This is a genomic window from Selenomonas timonae (assembly GCF_014250475.1).
In the GTDB taxonomy this organism is placed as follows: domain Bacteria; phylum Bacillota; class Negativicutes; order Selenomonadales; family Selenomonadaceae; genus Centipeda; species Centipeda timonae.
Genome location: NZ_CP060204.1, coordinates 1,512,022 through 1,532,189, shown reverse-complemented (window position 1 = coordinate 1,532,189; position 20,168 = coordinate 1,512,022). Strand labels below are relative to the sequence as shown.

19 protein-coding genes are annotated in these 20,168 nt (G+C 58.3%); 5 read left to right on the top strand and 14 right to left on the bottom strand.

Annotated elements, in window-relative coordinates:
• The first annotated feature begins 5 nt into the window (after positions 1–5).
• Genes H1B31_RS07255 through H1B31_RS07245 form a run of 3 tightly spaced genes read left to right on the top strand, consistent with a single transcriptional unit; the run spans position 6 to position 1,832 of the window.
• The gene (locus tag H1B31_RS07255) at positions 6–629 is read left to right on the top strand and encodes a MotA/TolQ/ExbB proton channel family protein (protein WP_185979842.1); all 624 of its coding nucleotides are present in this window, start codon (positions 6–8) and stop codon (positions 627–629) included.
• Complete coding sequence (locus H1B31_RS07250; RefSeq protein WP_009656139.1) at positions 626–1,033, top strand: ExbD/TolR family protein; 408 nt, start codon at positions 626–628, stop codon at positions 1,031–1,033. The genes H1B31_RS07255 and H1B31_RS07250 overlap by 4 nt, the downstream gene beginning before the upstream one ends.
• Before the next feature lie 4 nt (positions 1,034–1,037).
• Positions 1,038–1,832 carry an energy transducer TonB gene (locus H1B31_RS07245; protein ID WP_009656144.1) on the top strand — a complete coding sequence of 265 codons (795 nt, stop codon included), beginning with the start codon at positions 1,038–1,040 and terminating at the stop codon, positions 1,830–1,832.
• A 49-nt stretch (positions 1,833–1,881) separates the two neighbouring features.
• Here H1B31_RS07245 and H1B31_RS07240 read toward each other — a convergent pair whose 3' ends face one another.
• The 3 genes from H1B31_RS07240 to pheS are packed head-to-tail and all read right to left on the bottom strand — an operon-like array spanning position 1,882 to position 5,631.
• Positions 1,882–2,139: a cell division protein ZapA gene (locus H1B31_RS07240; RefSeq protein ID WP_185979841.1), complete on the bottom strand. Its 258-nt coding sequence runs from the start codon at positions 2,137–2,139 to the stop codon at positions 1,882–1,884.
• Between the two features lie 15 nt (positions 2,140–2,154).
• A complete protein-coding gene (gene pheT, locus H1B31_RS07235) occupies positions 2,155–4,590 on the bottom strand; it encodes a phenylalanine--tRNA ligase subunit beta (protein ID WP_185979840.1) in 2,436 nt (811 codons plus the stop codon).
• A 12-nt stretch (positions 4,591–4,602) separates the two neighbouring features.
• Positions 4,603–5,631, bottom strand: coding sequence for a phenylalanine--tRNA ligase subunit alpha (gene pheS, locus H1B31_RS07230; RefSeq protein ID WP_037345554.1), 1,029 nt, complete (start codon positions 5,629–5,631; stop codon positions 4,603–4,605).
• Positions 5,632–5,842: 211 nt separating this feature from the next.
• Between pheS and thiT the strand changes: the two genes are divergently transcribed.
• Positions 5,843–6,493, top strand: coding sequence for an energy-coupled thiamine transporter ThiT (gene thiT, locus H1B31_RS07225; RefSeq protein WP_185979839.1), 651 nt, complete (start codon positions 5,843–5,845; stop codon positions 6,491–6,493).
• Here thiT and H1B31_RS07220 read toward each other — a convergent pair whose 3' ends face one another.
• From H1B31_RS07220 to H1B31_RS07205, 4 genes are all read right to left on the bottom strand, one after another.
• A complete protein-coding gene (locus tag H1B31_RS07220; RefSeq protein ID WP_185979838.1) occupies positions 6,494–7,153 on the bottom strand; it encodes a TatD family nuclease-associated radical SAM protein in 660 nt (219 codons plus the stop codon).
• Positions 7,154–7,357: 204 nt separating this feature from the next.
• On the bottom strand, positions 7,358–8,188 hold the full coding sequence (locus H1B31_RS07215; protein ID WP_185979837.1) for a pyridoxamine kinase: 831 nt from the start codon (positions 8,186–8,188) through the stop codon (positions 7,358–7,360).
• On the bottom strand, positions 8,188–8,679 hold the full coding sequence (gene queF, locus H1B31_RS07210) for a preQ(1) synthase (protein WP_185979836.1): 492 nt from the start codon (positions 8,677–8,679) through the stop codon (positions 8,188–8,190). Before queF ends, H1B31_RS07215 begins: the two co-directional genes overlap by 1 nt.
• On the bottom strand, positions 8,679–10,370 hold the full coding sequence (locus H1B31_RS07205; protein WP_185979835.1) for a sensor domain-containing protein: 1,692 nt from the start codon (positions 10,368–10,370) through the stop codon (positions 8,679–8,681). Before H1B31_RS07205 ends, queF begins: the two co-directional genes overlap by 1 nt.
• 237 nt (positions 10,371–10,607) lie before the next feature.
• Here H1B31_RS07205 and trxA point away from each other — a divergent pair, with 237 nt between their 5' ends.
• Positions 10,608–10,919, top strand: coding sequence for a thioredoxin (gene trxA / locus H1B31_RS07200; RefSeq protein ID WP_185979834.1), 312 nt, complete (start codon positions 10,608–10,610; stop codon positions 10,917–10,919).
• Positions 10,920–10,973: 54 nt separating this feature from the next.
• Here the strand turns inward: trxA and H1B31_RS07195 are convergent, their stop codons facing one another.
• The 7 genes from H1B31_RS07195 to H1B31_RS07165 form a co-directional block, all read right to left on the bottom strand.
• Positions 10,974–11,831 carry a TrmH family RNA methyltransferase gene (locus H1B31_RS07195; protein WP_185979833.1) on the bottom strand — a complete coding sequence of 286 codons (858 nt, stop codon included), beginning with the start codon at positions 11,829–11,831 and terminating at the stop codon, positions 10,974–10,976.
• Positions 11,832–11,851: 20 nt separating this feature from the next.
• Positions 11,852–12,205, bottom strand: coding sequence for a 50S ribosomal protein L20 (rplT, locus tag H1B31_RS07190; RefSeq protein WP_009439760.1), 354 nt, complete (start codon positions 12,203–12,205; stop codon positions 11,852–11,854).
• Positions 12,206–12,256: 51 nt separating this feature from the next.
• Positions 12,257–12,454, bottom strand: coding sequence for a 50S ribosomal protein L35 (rpmI, locus tag H1B31_RS07185; RefSeq protein ID WP_006693988.1), 198 nt, complete (start codon positions 12,452–12,454; stop codon positions 12,257–12,259).
• A complete protein-coding gene (gene infC, locus H1B31_RS07180) occupies positions 12,441–13,004 on the bottom strand; it encodes a translation initiation factor IF-3 (RefSeq protein WP_185979832.1) in 564 nt (187 codons plus the stop codon). Before infC ends, rpmI begins: the two co-directional genes overlap by 14 nt.
• Positions 13,005–13,208: 204 nt before the next feature.
• A complete protein-coding gene (thrS, locus tag H1B31_RS07175) occupies positions 13,209–15,128 on the bottom strand; it encodes a threonine--tRNA ligase (protein WP_185979831.1) in 1,920 nt (639 codons plus the stop codon).
• Between the two features lie 120 nt (positions 15,129–15,248).
• Positions 15,249–15,599 (bottom strand): LysM peptidoglycan-binding domain-containing protein, encoded by a 351-nt coding sequence (locus H1B31_RS07170; protein WP_009439765.1) that lies wholly within the window; start codon positions 15,597–15,599, stop codon positions 15,249–15,251.
• 196 nt (positions 15,600–15,795) lie between these two features.
• Positions 15,796–20,055: a 2-hydroxyacyl-CoA dehydratase gene (locus H1B31_RS07165; RefSeq protein WP_185979830.1), complete on the bottom strand. Its 4,260-nt coding sequence runs from the start codon at positions 20,053–20,055 to the stop codon at positions 15,796–15,798.
• Positions 20,056–20,168: the final 113 nt, after the last annotated feature.

Below are 20,168 nucleotides of genomic sequence, written 5' to 3'. Positions count from 1 at the left end.
AGCTTATGTCAGGTTTTGAGAGCGCAGTCCACCTCTTTCACAGCGGCGGACTGGTCATGTACCCCCTGCTGATTCTCTCGCTCATCACGCTTGCGATTGCGGTGGAGCGGTTCTACTACTACCGCATCAACCGCAAGGGTTCGCGTGTGTTCTTCCACGGAGTCTATCACGCCGCCATGCAGAAGGACTTTGACACAGTCGGCAAACTCTGCAAGGAGTTCCCCTCTGCAATCGCCCGCATCATCGAGAGCGGCATGCAGAATGCGGGCACGGAGACCTCGATGAAGGGCGCATTCTCCGACCGTATGTCGATGGAGTCGATCAACTTCCGCCGCTATCTCGACTATCTGAGTGCGATTGTCACGATTGCCCCGCTGCTCGGTCTGCTCGGCACGGTCACGGGTATGATCCAGACGTTCAGCGTGCTCGATGCGGGCGGTGGCGCAGCCGCGATCACAGGCGGTGTCGGTGAGGCTCTTGTCGCGACGGCATCGGGTCTGTGCGTTGCGATCATTGCATTCTGTGTCTACACCTATTTCAGCCATCAGCTCGATACGATTGTGACGGATACGGAGCGTCTCTGCGCGACGATTGTCACTGCGAAGAAAGAAAGCTGGGATGCAAAATGAATTTTAGCAATCATCGACTGAAGAAAAAGCCGGAGTTCATGATTATCCCGATGATCGACATCATCTTCTTCCTGCTCGTCTTCTTCATGATGAACAGCCTGCAGACGGTCGCGCAGAAGGCACTCGCCGTCCAGCTGCCGCAGGCACAGTCTGCGACTGCTCCCGCACAGCTGCCGATCATCATGACGATCGATGAGGAGGGGCATATCACGATTGACAACAATCCCGTGAGCATCACGGAATCGGCGGCAATTATGAAGCGCCACATGGAGGAGAACCCGAATGCGGCGGTCGTGCTGCAGGCGGATAAGCGCACGGCACACGGTCAGGTTGTCGCGGTGATGGATATGCTCAAAGGAGCGGGGGTGAAAAAACTCTCGATAGCCGCAGAACAGAAGGGATAGATATATGGATCAACACCTTTCATGGGGGAAAGCCTATATCGTCTCTGCTGCTGTTCACCTCGTCATCTTCCTCTTTCTCGCCATCGGGCTTGCGGTCGTTGTCGCCGAAAAGGAGCAGCAGGTCTATGAGATCGACCTGCAGGCATCTGATTTCAGTCAGGGCAGCGGACACGAGGGCGGCGGAAGCAGTGAGAGCCTCTTCCCCGAGCCGCTCAAGGCGGAGGAGGTCGCAAAGCGCGTCGAGACGGTACAGCAGACTGTACCGCCCATCACGCCGACCGAGACGGCAGTCCCAACGCCTGATGCAGTGGATCTTCCAACACCTGCATCATCGTCCTCGACCTCTGATTCCTCTGCCCCGCCCTCCACGAGCGCAGGCTCTGCCTCGGGCAGCGGCGACGGCGGCGGGAGCGGCACAGGCTCCGGAACGGGCAGCGGTGACGGCACGGGCGACGGTCAGGGCGTTGGCTCGGGCTCAGGCGCGGGTCAGGGCTCGGGTAACGGCAATGTCTCCGGCACGGGCAGCGCCCCCTTCGATACGAACGGATTCTGGGCGGCAGTCAATGCGAACAAGGAATACCCCTACATGGCGATGAAGCGCCGCCTCGAGGGTACGACGACGATTGTCACGACGATCAGTGCCTCCGGTGCGATCACGAGCGTCTCCGTCGCCTCCTCCTCGGGACACGGCATGCTCGACGATGCGGCAGTTGCTGCGGCATATGCCGTCGGCAGCTACCCGAATCCGACCGGCGGAACAGTCTCGGTCACGACAAATGTAAGCTTCAACATACGATAAAAAATGCAGGCTGCGATGGAATTTTCCACCACAGCCTGTATTTTTGTGCTTATTTCTCCTCAAGCAGCTGGACGAGCTCGTCGTAGTCGTGCTGCAGCTGCTCGAATTCGTCCATCATCTGCAGAACGGTGAGCGCGGCAATGCGCTGCACATCGAAGCTACGTACCTTCTTCGACATCTCCTTGATCCGACGGTCGCTCTCCACCGCTAGGCGCTTGAGCCGTTCGGGGTCATCCGTCTTGAGCTGATAGGTCTGCCCAAACATCTCGATCACAACCCGCTGGGGCTGCTTCTTCTCCTCTGTCATGGCTCTCACCGCCCCTTATGCGCGCAGCTCTGCATGAAGCTGGCTCTGCGCCGCCTCAAGTATATCGGCAAATGCAGCATCCACTTCCTCATCGGTCAGGGTCTTGTCATCGGACTGGAAATGCAGATGGAATGCCATGCTCTTTTTCCCGCTCCCAACCTGCTTGCCCATATAGACATCAAAGAGGGTCGCGCCGCGGAAGAACTTGCCGCCCTTCTTGGCAATGACGCGCTCGATCTCCACCGTGGATAGGTCTGCATCTACAAGGATCGCAAGATCACGCGTCGATGCGGGGTATTTCGGCAGCGACGCAATCGCATTTTTCTTCTTGCGGTAGCGCAGGAGGGTGTCGACCTCCATCTCAAAGACGTAGACGCTCTGCGCAATGCCGAAGTTCGCGGCAACGGTTGGATGAATCTCGCCGAGAACGGCAATCACGTCGCGCCCCTTCTTGAAGAACGCCGTCTTGCCGGGGTGCATGGCAAAGTGTTCGCCGCGCTCCACGGTGTATTTCTGCACGCCGATCGCCGTGAGGAATCGCTCAAGGATACCCTTCATGTCGTAGAAATCGACCTGTGCGTTGTCCGTATCCCATGCAATCGGGCTCCGCCGTCCCGTGATCAGCCCCGCGACCATGAGTTTCTCGTTTGCAAGCTCCGTGACGGGCAGTGCCTTCGGGAAGAATACGGGTGCAATGTCAAAGAGCCGCAGATCCATGTTCTTGCGCGCGACATTGCGCGCCGCATTCTCAAGCACACTCGTGAGCAGCGTCGTGCGGATGAGCGGATACTCGTCCGTAAGCGGGTTCATGATGGGGATTGCCTGACGCAGTTCACTGCCCTCGGGAACGCCGAGCTTGTCGAGGGTCTTCTCACTCGTGAAGCTGAACGACAGCTCCTCCGTCATGCCGAGCGCCGCAAAGGTCTCGCGCATGAGATCGACGAAGTCCTGCCGCTCGCTCGTCTTCCCCTGCTGGACAGCGCCCATCGGGAGACGGGAGGCGATGTTGTCATAGCCATAGAGGCGTGCGACCTCCTCGGTGATGTCCTCCATCATCGTCACATCCCCGCGCCACGATGGCACAGCGACATCATAGACCTCGACGCCCTTCTCCTCGACGATGAAGCCGAGCGAGCGGAGCGCGGATGCCATCCAGTCGCCGGGGATATTCGCACCGATACGCTCCCCTACCGTGCGTGCACTGAACTCAAGTACCGTCGGAACACGATGCTTCGGGTAGACATCGACCACACCCTTTGCCACCGTGCACGCGCCCATCTCGACGAGCAGCTGTGCGGCTCGCGTCACGGCACGCACGGTCTCCGTCTCATCGACACCGCGCTCAAATCTGCCCGAGGACTCGGAGTGCAGGCCAATACGGCGTGCCGTGCGGCGAATGGTCGGGCCGTGGAAGGATGCGGCCTCGAGAATGACCGAGGTCGTCCCCTCCGTGATCTCGGACTCAAGCCCCCCCATGATGCCCGCAAGCCCTGCGGGCTTTTCGCTGTCGGCAATGACAAGCTCATCCCCAACGGCGACACGGCTCGAATCGTCCAGCGTGTGCAGATTCTCCCCCGCACGCGCACGGCGTGCCGTGAGGCAGTGTCCTGCGACAGCGTCGTAGTCATAGGCATGGAGCGGCTGCCCCAGTTCGAGCATGACAAAGTTCGTCACGTCGACCACATTGTTGATCGAGCGGATGCCTGCACCGCGCAGACGCTCCACCATCCACGCCGGCGCGGGCGCAATCTTCACATCGCACAGAACGCGCGCGGAGAATCGGCGGCAGAGATCCTCTGCCTCTGTGCCGATGTGAACGAGATTGGCGGCGCTCTCGGGCGCCGACTCCTTCACCTCGATCGTCGGGAAGCGCAGCTCCTTGCCCGTCAGCGCCGCAATCTCACGCGCGATGCCAATGACGCTGAAGCAGTCCGCACGGTTCGCCGTCAGCTCGAACTCGAGCACAACATCGTCCAGCCCGAGTGCCTGCGCCGCAGGGATGCCCACAGGCGTATCTGCCGGCAGGATGTAGATGCCGTGCACCTGCTCGTCGGGAAGCCCCTCGGTCTCAATCGCGAGCTCGCCCGCCGAGCACATCATGCCGTTTGACGGAATGCCGCGCAGCTTGCCCTTCGAGATTTTCTTTCCGTCGGGCAACACGGAACCGACCATTGCAACGGGGACGATATGCCCCTCGCGCACATTGGACGCGCCCGTCACGATCTGGAGCAGCTCCTCCTTGCCGATATTCAACTGGCAGACGAGCAGGTGGTCGGAGTCCGGATGCGGCGCGATCTTCTCGATGCGCCCCGTGATGATCTTCTCAAGCCCCTCGTCCGCGCGCACAATGCGCTCGACGGGCACGCCCGCCATCGTCAGGCGGTCTGCAATCTCCTCCGCCGTCTCGTCAATATCCACATAGTCTTTCAGCCATTTGATGGAAACCTGCATAGTCCCGCCTCCTCAGAATTGATGTAAGAAACGCACGTCGTTGTCGTAGAACAGGCGCAGATCGTCCACGCCGTAGGCGAGCATCGCAATGCGCTCGACCCCCATGCCGAACGCAAAGCCCGACACCTGCGCGGGATCGTAGCCGCTCATGCGCAGGACGTTAGGATGCACCATGCCAGCGCCGAGGATCTCGAGCCAGCCCGTCCCCTTGCAGACGCGGCAGCCCGCGCCATGACACGAGGAGCAGGAGATGTCCACCTCGGTCGACGGCTCCGTGAACGGGAAGAAGCTCGGACGAAAACGCACCTTCGCATCGGCATCAAAGAGCTGATGCAGGCAGAGCTCGAGCGTCCCCTTGAGGTCGGCAAAGGAGATGCCCTTGTCGATCACAAGTCCCTCGACCTGCGTAAACATCGGAGAGTGCGTCGCATCGTAGGAGTCGCGACGGTAGACGCGCCCGGGCGCGATCATGCGGATGGGCGCATTCGGCTCGCTCTTCTGCATCGTTCGTGCTTGTACGGGCGAGGTCTGCGAACGCAGGAGAATATCCTCCGTGATGTAGAACGAGTCCTGCATATCGCGCGCGGGGTGATCCTTCGGCAGATTCAGCGCCTCGAAGTTGAAGTAGTCGCTCTCAATCTCGGGTCCCTCCTCGATGGTAAAGCCCATCTGCAGGAAGATCTTCTTGATGCGGTTCAGCGTGATCGTGAGCGGGTGCAGATGCCCCACGGGAGCCGTCCGCCCCGGCAGGGTCACGTCGATCTGCTCGGCGGCAATCTTGTCCGCAAGTTCCCGCTTCGCCAGTTCCTCGGACTTCGCCGCAAGCAGCTCCTCGAGTTCGGCACGCGCCTCGTTGACGATCTTGCCGATGCGCGGACGCTCCTCCTGTGCGAGGGCGCTCATGCTGCGCAGGAGTGCAGTCATCTCGCCCTTTTTGCCAAGGAATTTCACGCGAATATCATTGAGTTCACCGAGGCTGCTCGCCGTCTCCGCAATCGCTGCGCGGGCGCGCTCCTTGAGTTCTCTGATCTGATCGTCCATATCGTCCTCCTGTATGTACACGAAAAGCGGTGCTACTGTGCATTTGCTCCGTTGTTTCGATAAAAATACCAATGCTCAGTTTACCATATCTATCTGAAAAAATCTATCTTTTGCGGTAGATTCAAGGGTTCATCGGAATTGAAGAGGGCGGCATTTTATAGTATGCTATAGTGGATTGCAAACACATGACACAGCGACCAAGGAGGTATCCATGGACACACTCATCAAGAACGCGGCAGAGCTGCTGGCGCAGCCGACCAGTCTCTTCACACTGCTCGCGGTACTCGTCTTCATCTTCGGCTATCTGCAGATGCGCCGCATCCGTTTCACGACAAGCATGCTCATCAATGTCGCGCTCATGCTGGCGCTGACGATCGTGCTCCATCAGCTGCGCATATTCCATATGCCGCAGGGCGGCAGTGTCACACTCGGTGCGATGGTGCCGCTGCTCTTCCTCACCTATCGGTATGGCGCAGGCATCGGCTGTCTGGCGGGGTTCGTCTACGGCATGATAAATCTCATGCAGGACGCCTTTATCGTGCATCCCCTGCAAGTGCTCTTCGACTATCCCCTGCCCTATATGGCGCTGGCGATTGCCGCCGCTGTGCCGGGGCGCATCTATCTGGGCGCGGCGCTCGCCTTTACGGCGCGGTTCCTCTGTCACTATATCTCGGGCGTGGTCTTCTTCGGCTCGTATGCGCCGCCCGATACGTCCCCCTATCTCTACTCTCTGGTCTTCAATGCGACCTACCTCGTGCCCGAGGCTGTCATATGCCTCCTGCTCCTGCGGATCCTGCCCGTTCCGCGCCTCCTTGCAGCGATGGATCAGCGCACGCCGCTCTATGGGGCAAAGCCTTTGTAATCAGCTGTCCTCGTACACACGCACACGCAGGGTCAGTCCGCGCTCCGCGCAGATCGCACGACAGCGCGCAATCTCCTCCTCGTTCTCCACCTTCTCCACCACGGTGAGTACGACGTTCGGCACGTAGGGCTTGCAGTGCTCGGCAAAGGTCAGCATTGCCTCATAGGAGGAGATGCCAAATTTCGAGCGCGTGAGTGAGAGATAGCGCTCTGCATTCGAGGCGTTCAGACTGATGGAGATCGTATCGAGCAGCCCCGCAAAGCGTTCGGCAAATTCAAAGCCGTGCTCAAGTTCCCCGAGACCATTCGTATTGACGCGCGTCGCAACCTCGGGATGGTGTTCCTTCACATGACGCAGAACGGCGAGTACCGTATCCAGACGAATGAGCGGCTCGCCGAAGCCGCAGCAGACCACCTCACGCACGTATTCCCACGGCAGACGGTCGAGCTCTGCAATGATCTCCTTCACAGACGGATCCTGCTCGATCCAGAGGGAGGACTCCCGCGCCATCTCCTTCATGCTGCGCAGACAGAAGACGCAGTCGCAGTTGCAGTCATTCGTGATGTTGACATAGACGGCGCGCTTTCCCTCCGGCTGCTCGCGCAGACTCTCCTCGATGGGGAGGTAGCGCCCGCCCGCGTGTGTCGCATATACAATCATAAGATTCTCCTATCATACACAGAAATAGGCTGCTGCATGAAGTCTTTTGACCAGTGCAGCAGCCTTTTGTTTGTCTTGTCCAGACGCCCAAAGCGCCCCTACCACCGCTCACGCGGTCCCGCTCCCCCATGTCGTACGGGGGAGGCTTTGCATTACAGCATATTAGCTTCCCCCGTCGCAACGAGCCGATAGGGGCGCCCCTGCTTATAGTGCCGTCAGCTCTCCCATAAACTCCTCGAAGGGCAGCCCGTAGTTCCACGGCAGATCGAGCTGCTCTGCGTAGTCGAGGCAGTGTCCGATGAACTCCGCCGCGCGCCGTGCCCCCTCCTCGAGCGGAATGCCGCGCACGAGCGCCGCTGCAACGATTGCCGCAAAGGCATCGCCCGCCCCCGAACGGTCACGCCCAATCTTCGGATTGTCGAAGGAGCGACCGACGCCATTCTCGTAGAGATAGGTGCGCACATAGTCGCCCGCATGTAGCCCCGTAATCACAACAGAGCGTGGCCCCATCGCCGCGATTGCCGCCGCCATCTCTGCGAGCACGTTCTCCGACACAATACCGTCAGAGGGATAGTCCGCCCTGAGCAGCTGACACGCCTCCGTGAGGTTCGGCGTCACAACGTCCGCATAGGGGAGCAGCTGGCGCATCTTCTCACAGAGCGAGGGCGTATAGGAGGAGTAGAGCTTCCCATTGTCCCCCATCACAGGATCAACGATCACCCGCGTATCATCTGCCTTGAACATGCGAATGCAGTCAAGCACAAGGTCGATCTGCGCCTCCGAGCCAAGGAAGCCCGTCAGGATCGCGTCGAAGTCGAGCTCATTCGCCGCCCAATTCTCCATGTAGGGGTGCATGCGCTCCGTATAGTCGTCGAGGTAGTGATTCGGAAAGCCCGTATGCACCGAGAGAATCGCCGTCGGCAGCGGGCATGCCTGTACGCGCATCGCGGAGATCAGCGGCAGCTGTACCGTCACCGAGCAGCGCCCGAATCCCGTGATGTCGTTGATGAGGGCGATTCGTTTCTGCCGCGCCATCAGCGGTTGTCCACCCGCTCGGGCACGCGGTCGTGCATGGAGAGGCGCTCCCACGCCAGCTCCTCGTACTTCGTGCCCGGCAGACCGTAGTTCGCGTAGGGGTCGATCGAGATGCCGCCGCGTGGCAGGAATTTCCCCTGCACCTCGATGTATTTCGGCTCCATGAGGCGGATGAGGTCACGCATGATGACGTTCACCACATCCTCGTGAAAATCCCCGTGGTTGCGGAAGCTCACGAGGTAGAGCTTCAGCGATTTGCTCTCGACCATGCGCTCTGCGGGCATATAGGAGATGTAGATCGTCCCATAGTCCGGCTGTCCCGTGATCGGGCAGAGCGTCGTGAACTCGGGGCAGTTGAACCGCACCCAGTAATCGTGATCCGTATGCTTGTTCTGAAAGGTCTCAAGCGCCTCGGGCGCATAGTCGTAACCGTAGTCCGTGCGCTGCTCCCCGAGGAGGCTCAGCCCTTCCTCCGTCTTTACTCTTGCCATTACATACCCAAAAACTTCTTTTCAAATACATCCTGCGGCTCGGGGCGCCCGAAGAGGTAGCCCTGAATCGTGTCCGTCTTGCAGATCTTTACGAGGCAGTCGTACTCCTCCTGCGTCTCCACGCCCTCGATGCAGGTCGTCATGCCGATGCTGTGGCAGAGATCCACCGTATACTCGACGAGCTTCTGATCGAAGTGGTTCTCGAGGATGCGCATGACGAAGGCACGGTCGATCTTCACGATGTCGCAGTTCAGATTCTTGAGCGAGGAAAGCGAAGAATAGCCCGTGCCGAAGTCGTCCATCGCAACCTTGATCCCGCGTCTGCGGAATGCATCGAACTGCGCGTTGACGAACTTCAGATCGCTGACGATCCTGCTCTCCGTGAGCTCGAGGACGACGGCATCTGCGGGCATATCGTGACGGCGCAGGCAGTCCTCCACGAACTCGAGGAAGGAGAGATCCTTGATCTGTTCGTAGCTCATGTTTACGCTCATGTGGAAATCGGGAATGCGCTGACGCCACTCCTTGCAGACGCGCAGCGCCTGCTCGAAGATCCAGCGGCCGACAGGCACAATCGTCTTCGTCTCCTCGAGAATGCGAATGAACTCCATCGGTGCGACCATGCGACCCTTGCTATTCTTCCAGCGGAGCAGGGTCTCTGCACCGACAATGTGTTGATCGTCACCCGCCACCTGCGGCTGGAAGTAGAGCTCGAAATTGCGGCAGCCCGCCTTCACGTCCTGCAGGATCTGCTCCTGTATTGTCAGCGAACGCAGCCAGCGGTTGTATACTTCCTTCGAGAACTCATTGATGCGGTTCTTTCCGCCCGATTTTGCCGCATCGAGTGCCGCCTGTGCGTATTTGTGCAGGACGAGCGGATCGCGCGCCGACTGCGGGTAGAAGACCATGCCCGCCGAGACGGTAACGATGTACTGACGCCCATCGTAGACCTGCGGATGGGCGAATTCGCGCTGTACGCGGATGAAGAACTCTGTCAGCATATCCGCATCGGCACCCGGATAGATGAGCCCGAACTCATCGCCATCGAGGCGGTAGAGGGAGAGCTTGCGCGGGATATTCTGAAGGATACGCTCCGAGATTTGGCGCAGGATGATATCGCCGATCTCGTGGTTGAATGCCTCGTTGACCGTGCGGAAGTTGTCGATCCCCATGACGAGGAGGCCGCCGCCCCCTCCTGTCTCTCGTGCCTCACGCAGCGCCGCTCCAAGATCCACAGTGAACTGGTAGCGGTTGAGCAGCCCCGTAACGGCGTCTGCCGAGTTGCGCCGTGCGAGCTGGCTGATCGTCCCAACGAAGAGATTCGGCGTTCCATCCACGGAAGTGCCGATCTTTCCCTTGAGCCGCAGCCACGAATAATCGCCCTTTGCATCCCGCATGCGGAAGTCGAGCTGGCGCTCGCGCCCGTCCGAGAGATCGTCCAATGAGGAAAAGAGCGCCGCGAGAGGCTTGCGATCCTGCATATAGACGAGCGGACTCAGCACCTCCGCAATGTTCTCCAGAGTCTCTGCGGGGAGGTCATACGCCTGAACAAATGCCGGCGCCGCAAGAAAAGTGCCGGCGTTTGGATCCATCATAAAGGTATAATCAGAGGACGTGTTCTTCATCAGATCAAAGATGAACTTATGCTGTTTGAGCACGGGGCTCAGCGCGATTCTCTTCTTTCCGCTCATATTCCCTTCCCTCTCTTTTTCACGCATTCCGATCTTCATCCACGACACAATTGCCCTATTCTCGACATTATATACCTTTTCTCGTTGATGCGCAACCGAACAAAAGCCCGCCACATGGGATTCGCACGGGAATGAGAGTTTTTCGGACTTTTTTGCTGAGCAGCCCTTGAAAAAGAAATGTATTTTGTTTATGATGGACGAAATACGCTGTAATCTATTGCGAAGGAGATGCGGGAAATGAGCTTTATCGAACTCACAAGTGAAACATTTGATGCCGAGGTGCTGCAGGCAGATCAGCTTGTCATCGTCGACTTTTGGGCGACGTGGTGTACGCCTTGTCGCATGCTCACGCCTATTCTTGAGGAGCTGGGCACAGAACATCCGGAGATCAAGATCTGCAAGCTCAATGTGGACGACGCGCAGGATCTTGCTGAGAAATATGGCGTGATGACCCTCCCCACCCTTCTCTTTTTCAAGAACGGGGAGATGATTGAAGAGTGCATCGGGCTCGTCTCGAAGGATCGACTGCTGTCTCTGCTGTCAAATTAAAATGTATACAAAGGGGCTTGGTCTGAACGTAGATCAAGCCCCTTTCATATGCTGTTATGTAAGTCGCTGACGCAGCGCCTCATATAGAACGGCAGTTACTGCCGTAGATACATTGAGGGACTCGGCAGCGCCGCGCATTGGAATGTAGATATGCTGCGAGGCAATCAGAATCTCCTCCGATACACCGTTCGCCTCATTGCCGAAGACAATAATGCTGCCGCGCCGAAAATCTGCGGAAAAATGTGTCTCCGCACCCGCATCGCACGAGGTCACAAGGAATTGCAGCCCCTCCTTCTGCGCGAAGCCCGCGAGCTCCGCCGCTGTCACTCCCGTGACGAAGGGAACGTGAAAGAGCGATCCCATTGTCGCGCGGACAACCTTGCCGCTGTATATGTCTGCCGAGCCGCGCAGGAGGATAACACCTGTCACGCCCACAGCGTCCGCCGTTCGCAGGATCGTCCCGACGTTGCCCGGATCCTGCACACGGTCAAGCGCGATGTAGAGCGGCGGCTCTTCCCCATCTCTGCCCTGCGGCAGATCAGCCAAATTCTGTGTCTTACGACGCTCCACAAGTAGGAGAATACCCTGCGGACTATCCGTCTCGGCAAGCGTTGCAAAGATATTTTCCGTGACAAGCGCGGCGGGCGTCCCTCGTTTAATCAGCTGCTCCACAAGTGCTCGCATGCGCTCCCCGGTGAGTCCACGCTCTGTCACGAGCGCGTGACGAATCTGCCAGTCGGATACCGCCGCCATCTCGGCGAGACGCAGCCCCTCGACTGTAAAGAGTCCCTCTTTTGCCGCGCGGCGCTGCGTATGCACGACGGCTGATGTGAGGCGTATGATGGGATTTGCCGCACTTGTAATTATCTGTATGTTCTTCATCGCAAAAAAGAGCCTGATGAATCGTTGCATTCATCAGGCTCATCCTCTTCTTACTGGTTCTCCTTCGCCACATTGACGAGCTGCGTGAAGGCAGCCGCATCGGCAATGGCGAGGTCGGCAAGCATCTTACGGTTGACCTCGACGCCGGCATTCGTCAGACCTGCCATCAGGCGGCTGTACGAAATACCGTTGGCGCGGGCAGCCGCGTTGATACGGGCGATCCAGAGACGGCGGAACGTCCCCTTCTTCGCACGACGGTCACGGCGCGCATAGTAGAGCGCCTTCATGACGGTCTCATTTGCCTTCTTGAACTGCTTGCTGCGCGAGCCGCGATAGCCCTTTGCGAGCTTCAGGATCTTCTTATGACGACGATGTGCTGTGACACCGCTTTTAACTCTTGGCATTGCATTTCCTCCTAGTTCCTACCCACATGGGGATTTTGTTCGTTGCCCCAATTATGCGTAGGGGAGCATCTTGCGGATGCGCTTGTAGTCCGACGTATCAGCGAGAGCAGCCTTGCGCAGGTTGCGCTTGCGCTTCGGCGTCTTCTTCTCCAGAATATGTCTCTTGTACGCCTTGTTGCGGCGGAACTCTCCGCTCCCTGTCACGCTGAAGCGCTTTGCTGCTGCGCGGCGCGTTTTAATCTTCGGCATCGCCATTTCCTCCTTTATCTTCCTTCGCGGGTTTGGCCGCCTTCGCGGGCTTCTGCACCTTCGGGGACAGGATCATCGTCATATTCTTCCCCTCCAGCTTCGCACCGCGCTCAATGGTCACAAGCTCGGTCATCCGCTCGGCAACGCGGTCGAGAACCGCACGTCCGAGTTCCGGATGAGAAAGCTCTCTGCCGCGGAACATAATCGTAACCTTGACCTTGTTGCCCTCTTCGACGAAGCGGAGCGCATTCTTCAGCTTGACGTTGAAGTCGTGCTCGTCGATGTTCGGACGAAGCTTGACCTCTTTGATGCTGATGGTCTTCTGCTTCTTCTTCGCTTCTTTCTCGCGTTTCTGCTGCTCATAGCGGAACTTACCAAAGTCCATGATGCGGCAGACGGGCGGCTTTGCCTTCGGCGCAACCTCGACCAGGTCGAGATGCTGCTCCTCCGCCATGCGAAGGGCGTCACGCGTCAGCATGATGCCAAGCTGTTCTCCCTCCGCGCTGGTGACACGCACCTCACGGATATGGATTTCCTCATTGATTCGCAAAGATTCCCTGCTTATGGCAAGAACACCTCCTGGTTCGGATGCACGCAGAACGCCATCCGGCAATAGAAAAGGGCGGCACGAAGCCACCCTAAAACTCTCATGAAATATCTTTCATTCGACCCGACGCACAATTCTGTCCGCAGGTGAGAAGCGGTGGCTTCTGCTTGTAACGAAAGTCATACTACCACAAATGCAGGTGTCTTGTCAATACTCCTGCGCGCGCGTCGCAATTTTTTCCTGCACAAGCGTGATGAAGTCCTCGACCGACATGACTGTGCTGTCCTTCTCGCCATACTTGCGCAGGGCAACCGTATGATTCTCCTGCTCCTGGTCGCCGATGACGAGCGTGTACGGGGTCTTCTTGACCTGACTCTCGCGGATCTTGTAGCCCGTCTTCTCGTTGCGGTCATCCACCTCAACGCGGAAGCCGAGGTCGAACATTTCCTTGCGCAGACGCTCGGCATACGCCGCATGGCGCTCCGTGATCGGCAGGATGCGCACCTGTACGGGCGCCATCCACACGGGGAATGCGCCCGCATAGTTCTCGATCAGGATGCCGATGAAGCGCTCGATCGAGCCGTAGACGACGCGGTGCAACATGACGGGGCGATGCTTCTCCCCGTCCTCACCGATGTAGGTCAGGTCGAACTTCTCGGGCAGGCTCATGTCCAGCTGGATCGTACCACACTGCCATGTGCGTCCAATCGAGTCACGCAGGTGGAAGTCGATCTTCGGCCCGTAGAACGCGCCGTCGCCCTCGTTGATGACAAAGTCGAGACCGCGGTTTTCGAGTGCCTTGCGCAGACCGTCTGTTGCAAGCTCCCACATCTCATCCGAGCCCATCGAGTCCTCGGGACGCGTCGACAGCTCCGCCTTGTACGAGAGCCCATATGTGCGGTAGACCTCGTCGAAGAGGTCGATCGTATGCTGAATCTCGCCCTCGATCTGATCGGGCGTAACGAAGAGATGCGCGTCATCCTGCGTGAAGTTGCGCACACGGAAGAGCCCGTGCAGGGCTCCCGACAGCTCGTGACGGTGTACGAGCCCGAGTTCGGCGAGGCGCAGCGGCAGATCGCGGTAGCTGTGCAGCTGCGAGCGATAGACGAGCATGCAGCCGGGGCAGTTCATCGGCTTGATTGCATAGTCCTCTTCGTCGATCTCGGTCGTATACATATTCTCACGGTAGTGGAACCAGTGCCCCGACGTCTCCCATAGCTTGCGGCTCAGGATGACAGGAGTGCTGATCTCCTGATAACCGTAGCGGCGGTGCACCTCGCGCCAATACTCGAGAATCGCGTTGCGCAGGAGCATGCCGTTCGGATGGAAGAACGGGAAGCCCGGTCCCTCCTCGTGCAGGCTGAAAAGATCGAGTTCCCTGCCGAGCTTGCGGTGGTCGCGCTTCGCTGCCTCCTCAAGCATGTTGAGGTAGGCGTCCAGATCCTCCTGCTTGTCGAACGCAGTTCCATAGATGCGCTGCAGCATCTTGTTCTTCTCACTGCCGCGCCAGTATGCCCCGGCGATGCTCTGCAGCTTGAACGCCTTGACCTTGCCCGTGGACATGACGTGCGGCCCCGCGCAGAGATCCGTGAACTCGCCCTGCGTATAGGTGGTGATCGTCTCGTCCTCCGGCAGATCCTCGATCAGCTCGACCTTGTAGTTCTCGCCCTTTGCGCGGAAATATTCGATCGCCTCATTGCGCGGAATCTCGCGGCGCTCGAGCTTCAGATTCTCCTTGACGATCTTCTTCATTTCCTTTTCGATGTCGCGCAGGTCGGCATCCGTCAGCTGGCGATCCAGATCGAAGTCATAGTAGAAGCCGTTCTCGATGGCAGGACCGATGGCAAGCTGCACATTGCTTTCGGGATAGAGACGCTTCACCGCCTGTGCCATGATATGCGAAGCCGTATGACGCAGCGCATGACGCCCTCCCGCATCCTCAAAGGTCAACACCTGAAACGCAGCATCATGCGTCACAGGTGTCGTCAGGTCGACGGTCTTGCCGTCGAGGCTTGCCGCAAGCGCCTTCTTTGCAAGTGAGTTGCTCATTCCCTTGACAACGTCCAGCAGCGTTGTCCCTGCCTCTGCCTCACGTATGGAGCCATCCGGCAGTGTCAGCTTTATCATAAACGCTCTCCCTTCAAAATATAGGATCTACTGATTTTATCAGTACCTCCTAATACAAAAAAGCCCCGCCCCTTGGGATAGGAAATCCATCCCATAGGGACAAGGCTATATGTTTCCACCCTAATCGGTAACGTCATTATAAGGCGCACGGGCGACTGTGTCAAGGGATTTGTGCTCTGCCATCGCCTGCAACTGCTCTGCGGGTTCCAGCACGGGAATCTGCAGACGACGTCCCGCAGCAACAGAACCATCCGGCGCAAGGCCGTTCACCTCGATGATGGCCTCCTCGAGCTCCTCTGCCATCGTCTCCTTCGTCGCATACTTGCGCGCGATTGACCAGACGTTCTCGCCGCGCATGACAGACACCTCGATGAAATCAGACGAGCGCAGATATGGATTCGTCAGGTGAAGGGCGGAGACGCCCATCCAGATGAGAGCAAATACACTGAGAACAAGACCGATGCGTTTCATCTTTAACTCCTCCACTATGTAAAAACTTCGTATATCCGTATATATATTCTCAAAACCTCTGTTCGGATATAGAATAACACAGAAAGGGTGTTCGGTCAATACTTACGAACAAATTTTTCGCGTTTTTTTGTTCGCGGAACATGTTTTTGTAACAAAAAAGGAGTTACGCCCGAAAGCATAACTCCCAAATAAATATTTAGTTTCTCTGCGCCATCTCCGCCACTGGTGCGGATGCCCCCACTCCCGCAGGGCGGCGCTCCTTCGCAACGGCGAGCATGAGCTTCAGACGGTTCAGCTGGTTGACCTCACTCGATCCTGCATCGCAGTCGATCGCCGTGATGTTCGCGCCGTGGTACGCCTTGCGCAGGTCGTGCATGACGCCCTTGCCTGTGATGTGGTTCGGCAGACAGCCGAACGGCTGCAGGCAGACGACGTTCGGCACGCCCTCCTCGATGAGCTTCACCATCTCGCCCGTGAGGAACCAGCCCTCCCCCGCCATATTGCCGAGACTGACATGGCGAGCCGCGAGCTCCGCCGTGTGGTCGATGGACTGCGGTGGACGGAAGTGACGGCTCTCCTTGAGAGCCTTGCGCATGGGCGCGCGGAAGAACTCGATGACCTTGATGAACATACGCCCGTAGAGGCGATCCTTGTACGATCCCGCGAGCAATTTGTGCTGCGCGATCGGATCGTATGCAGAGTAGAGGAAGAAGTCGACGAAGTCCGGCATAACGACCTCTGCCCCCTCCCCCATCAGCACCTTCTCGATGTCGTTGTTCGCAACGGGATGGTACTTCACGAGGATTTCGCCGACGATGCCGACCTTTGGTTTCCACATCTGTTCATCGATGGGAATGTGGTCGAAGTCGCGCACGATGTCCTTCACCATGCGGCGGAACTTGAACACGCTGCCGTGCTCGAGCTCCTCCTTGGCGCGCGTCATCCATTTATCGAATACTGCCTGTGTCGCGCCCTTCACAAGCTCGTATGGCATCATACGGTTGCGCACATTCATGAGCAGGTCGCCGTAGACCGCCGCCTTGATGGCATCCACCATCATCTCCCGGTTAAATGCGAAGCTGTCCGTCTCCTCGGGTAGGCCGCGCACGGCAAAGACGGCGACGTTCGGGAAGCCCGCATCGCGCAGTGCCTTGCGCAGAACGCCAAGATAGTTCGTTGCACGGCAGGCACCGCAGGTCTGAAAGAGTGCGATGCTCGTGTGATCCGCGTCGCACATCCCCGCCTTAAGCGCTGCGAGCAGCTGACCGATAACGACGATTGCGGGGTAGCACATATCGTTGTGCACGTAGCGCAGCCCCAGATCGATCGACGCCTTGTTCGGCATAGGCGGGATGACAACATTATAACCGTGCTTTCGCATCGTTGTACGGAAGAGCTCGAAGTGAATCGGCGCCATCTGCGGCGCAAGAATCGTGTGCGTCTTCTTACAGTCCTCGGTGAAGCGCGGGCGCTCGATGACGGGCACCTCGTGATAGGCGGGATTCTCCCTGCGCGCGAGCGCGGCAATCAGGGAGCGTAGGCGAATGCGCGCCGCGCCGAGGTTCGACACCTCGTCCAGCTTTATCATCGTATAGATGCGCTCGTGCGACTCGAGAATCTCGCGCACCTCCGCCGTCGTGAGCGCGTCGAGTCCGCAGCCAAAGGAGCTCAGCTGTATCATCGTCACATTCGGGTGCTCGGCGACGAACTGCGCCGCGTGATAGAGGCGCGCGTGGTAGCTCCACTGGTTGACGACCTGCAGGCGCCGCTCCTGCACGGGGATGTGATAGACCGCATCCTCGGAGAGGATCGGCAGTTTATACGATTGGATCATCTCGGGGATGCCGTGATTGATCTCTGGATCGACGTGATACGGACGACCTGCAAGCAGAATTGCATGCTCGCCCGTCTTTGCAATGCGGTCGAGAATTTGCTGACCATAGTCGCGGACATCCTGACGATACTGCTCGATTTCTGCATAGCCCGCATCAACCGCAGCCGCAATCTCCTTTTTTCCGATCCCCTCGGGCTTTCCAAACTCCTCCACGAGGCGCTCGATCATGCGCTTGCGGTCGTTGATCGGCAGGAACGGCTGAATAAAGCGGATGTTCTTCTCGCGTAGGATATCCATGTTGATGCGGATGTTCTCCGCATAGGAGGCGACAATCGGGCAGTTGAAATTATTTGCCGACGAGCCCGGCTTATCGTCCATGTTGTGCGGCTCGCAGGGGTAGAAAATCGTATCGACGCCCTTCTCGACGAGGTCGACAATATGCCCGTGTGCGAGCTTCGCGGGATAGCAGAGCGAGTCCGACGGAATCGTCGCCATGCCCTTGTAGAAGAGCTGTGGCGAGGATTTGCCCGAGATCACGACCCCATAGCCGAGCTTGTCAAAGAACGTGAACCAGAACGGAAAGTCCTCGTACATATTGAGCGTGCGCGGGATGCCGATGCGCCCACGCTTTGGCTCTGCCGGCGACTTATAGTGCTTGAACACACGGCGATACTTGAACTTGTAGATATTCGGCGTATCGTCCTCGTGCTTCTCACCGCCAATGCCGCGCTCACAGCGATTGCCTGTGAAGTAGCGCTCACCATTCGGGAACTGCTGCATCGTGATGAGGCATTTGTTTCCGCATTTCCCGCAGCGGTAGGAGCTGGTCTTGGTCTCAAATGTGCCAAGTTCGTCTGCGCCGAGCAGCGTCGACCGCTCCGTGCCCGCCTCGAGTGCAAGGATCGCCGCGCCGTATGCGCCCATGAGCCCCGCGATATCGGGACGAATGACATCCTTGCCGATGATGTTCTCAAGTGCGCGCAGGACAGCATCATTGTAAAACGTCCCGCCCTGCACGACGATGTGGTCGCCGAGCGCGGAGACATCCTTGAGCTGCATAACCTTGAACAGCGCGTTCTTGACAACCGAGAGCGCGATGCCCGCCGAGATATCGGCGACCTCCGCGCCCTCCTTCTGTGCCTGCTTGACCTTCGAGTTCATGAAGACCGTGCAACGCGTGCCGAGATCGACGGGGGCTTTCGCATCCACCGCCTTGCCTGCAAACTCCGCCGGGGTCATGTGAAGCCCCTCGGCAAAGTTCTGGATGAAGGAACCACAGCCCGCCGAGCAGGCCTCGTTCAGGGTGATGTTGCCTACGCTACCATCTTGGACGAAGAAGCATTTCATATCCTGCCCGCCGATGTCGAGCACGAAGCTGACCTTGGGGCAGAACTCCTGCGCCGCGCGCAGGTGGGCAAAGGTCTCCACCTCGCCACCATCCGCATGGAGCGCCGCCTTGACGATTGCCTCGCCGTAGCCCGTCGTCATCGCGCCTGCGATGTATGCGCCCTCGGGCATGACAGCGTAGAAGTCCCGCAGTGCGTTGACAACAGACTGGAGCGGTGAACCGTGATTGCTGCCGTAAGACGTGTGGAGCAGTTCCTTATCCCTGCCGATGGCAACGAGCTTCGTCGTCGTCGAGCCCGCATCGATACCGATGCAGATCGGGCCGCAGTAATCGCTGAGACTGCCGCGCCGCACGCGGTCACGGTCATGCCGTGCCTTGAACGCCGCATAGTCCTCCGTACCCTTGAACAGTGTGAAGTCTGCCGTGCGCGTCTCCGCCGCCGCAGCCTCCTCCGCACGCGCAATGCACGTCTCCATCTCCCGCATATCGGTCACTCCGGCATCGTCGGAGAGCGCCGCGCCAACCGCGACGAAATAATTGCCGTAATCCACGTCGACGACGTGTTCGTCATCGAGCTTCAATGTTTCGATAAAGCGTTTTTTCAGTTCCGGGAGAAAGTGCAGGGGACCACCGAGGAAGGCGACCGTGCCGTCGATCGGGCGTCCCTGCGCGAGATTGCCGATGGTCTGGTTGACGACAGCCTGAAAAACGGAGAGTGCGATGTCCGCTTTCTCCGCGCCGTCGTTCATGAGTGCCTGAATGTCCGTCTTGGCAAAGACGCCGCAGCGGGAGGCGATCGCATAGACGCGCTTTCCCTTCTCTGCGAGTGAATTCAGTCCAATGGGGTCAGTCGAGAGCAGGGACGCCATGTGGTCGATGAACGAGCCCGTACCACCGGCACAGACACCGTTCATACGCTGCTCAGGTGCATCGCCAAAATACGTGATCTTGGCGTCCTCGCCGCCGAGCTCAACCGCCGTCGTCGTCTCCGGAATGAGACGGCGCACCGCAGAAGCACAGGCAACGACCTCCTGCACGAACGGCAGACCTATGCGCTGTGCGATGCCCATGCCCGCCGAGCCTGTGAGTGCAAACGAGAATTTCGCCTCGCCCACCACATCCTTCAGCTGCGCCAAATTCTCCTGCAGCGCCTTGCCGATCTCGGAAAAATGCCGTGCATAGTTCTTGTAGAGGATCTCATGCTCCTCCCCGAGCACAACCAGCTTAATCGTCGTTGAACCGACATCCACCCCGACACGAAATGGGGATTCCAAAATAACACCACCTATCCGAATCCATATGAAACCATACGGATTTTCTCCAATTAACCCATATTAAATAGGAAAGCCTTTTTAGGCTTCCCTATTTTAACGTATTTCACAGGACT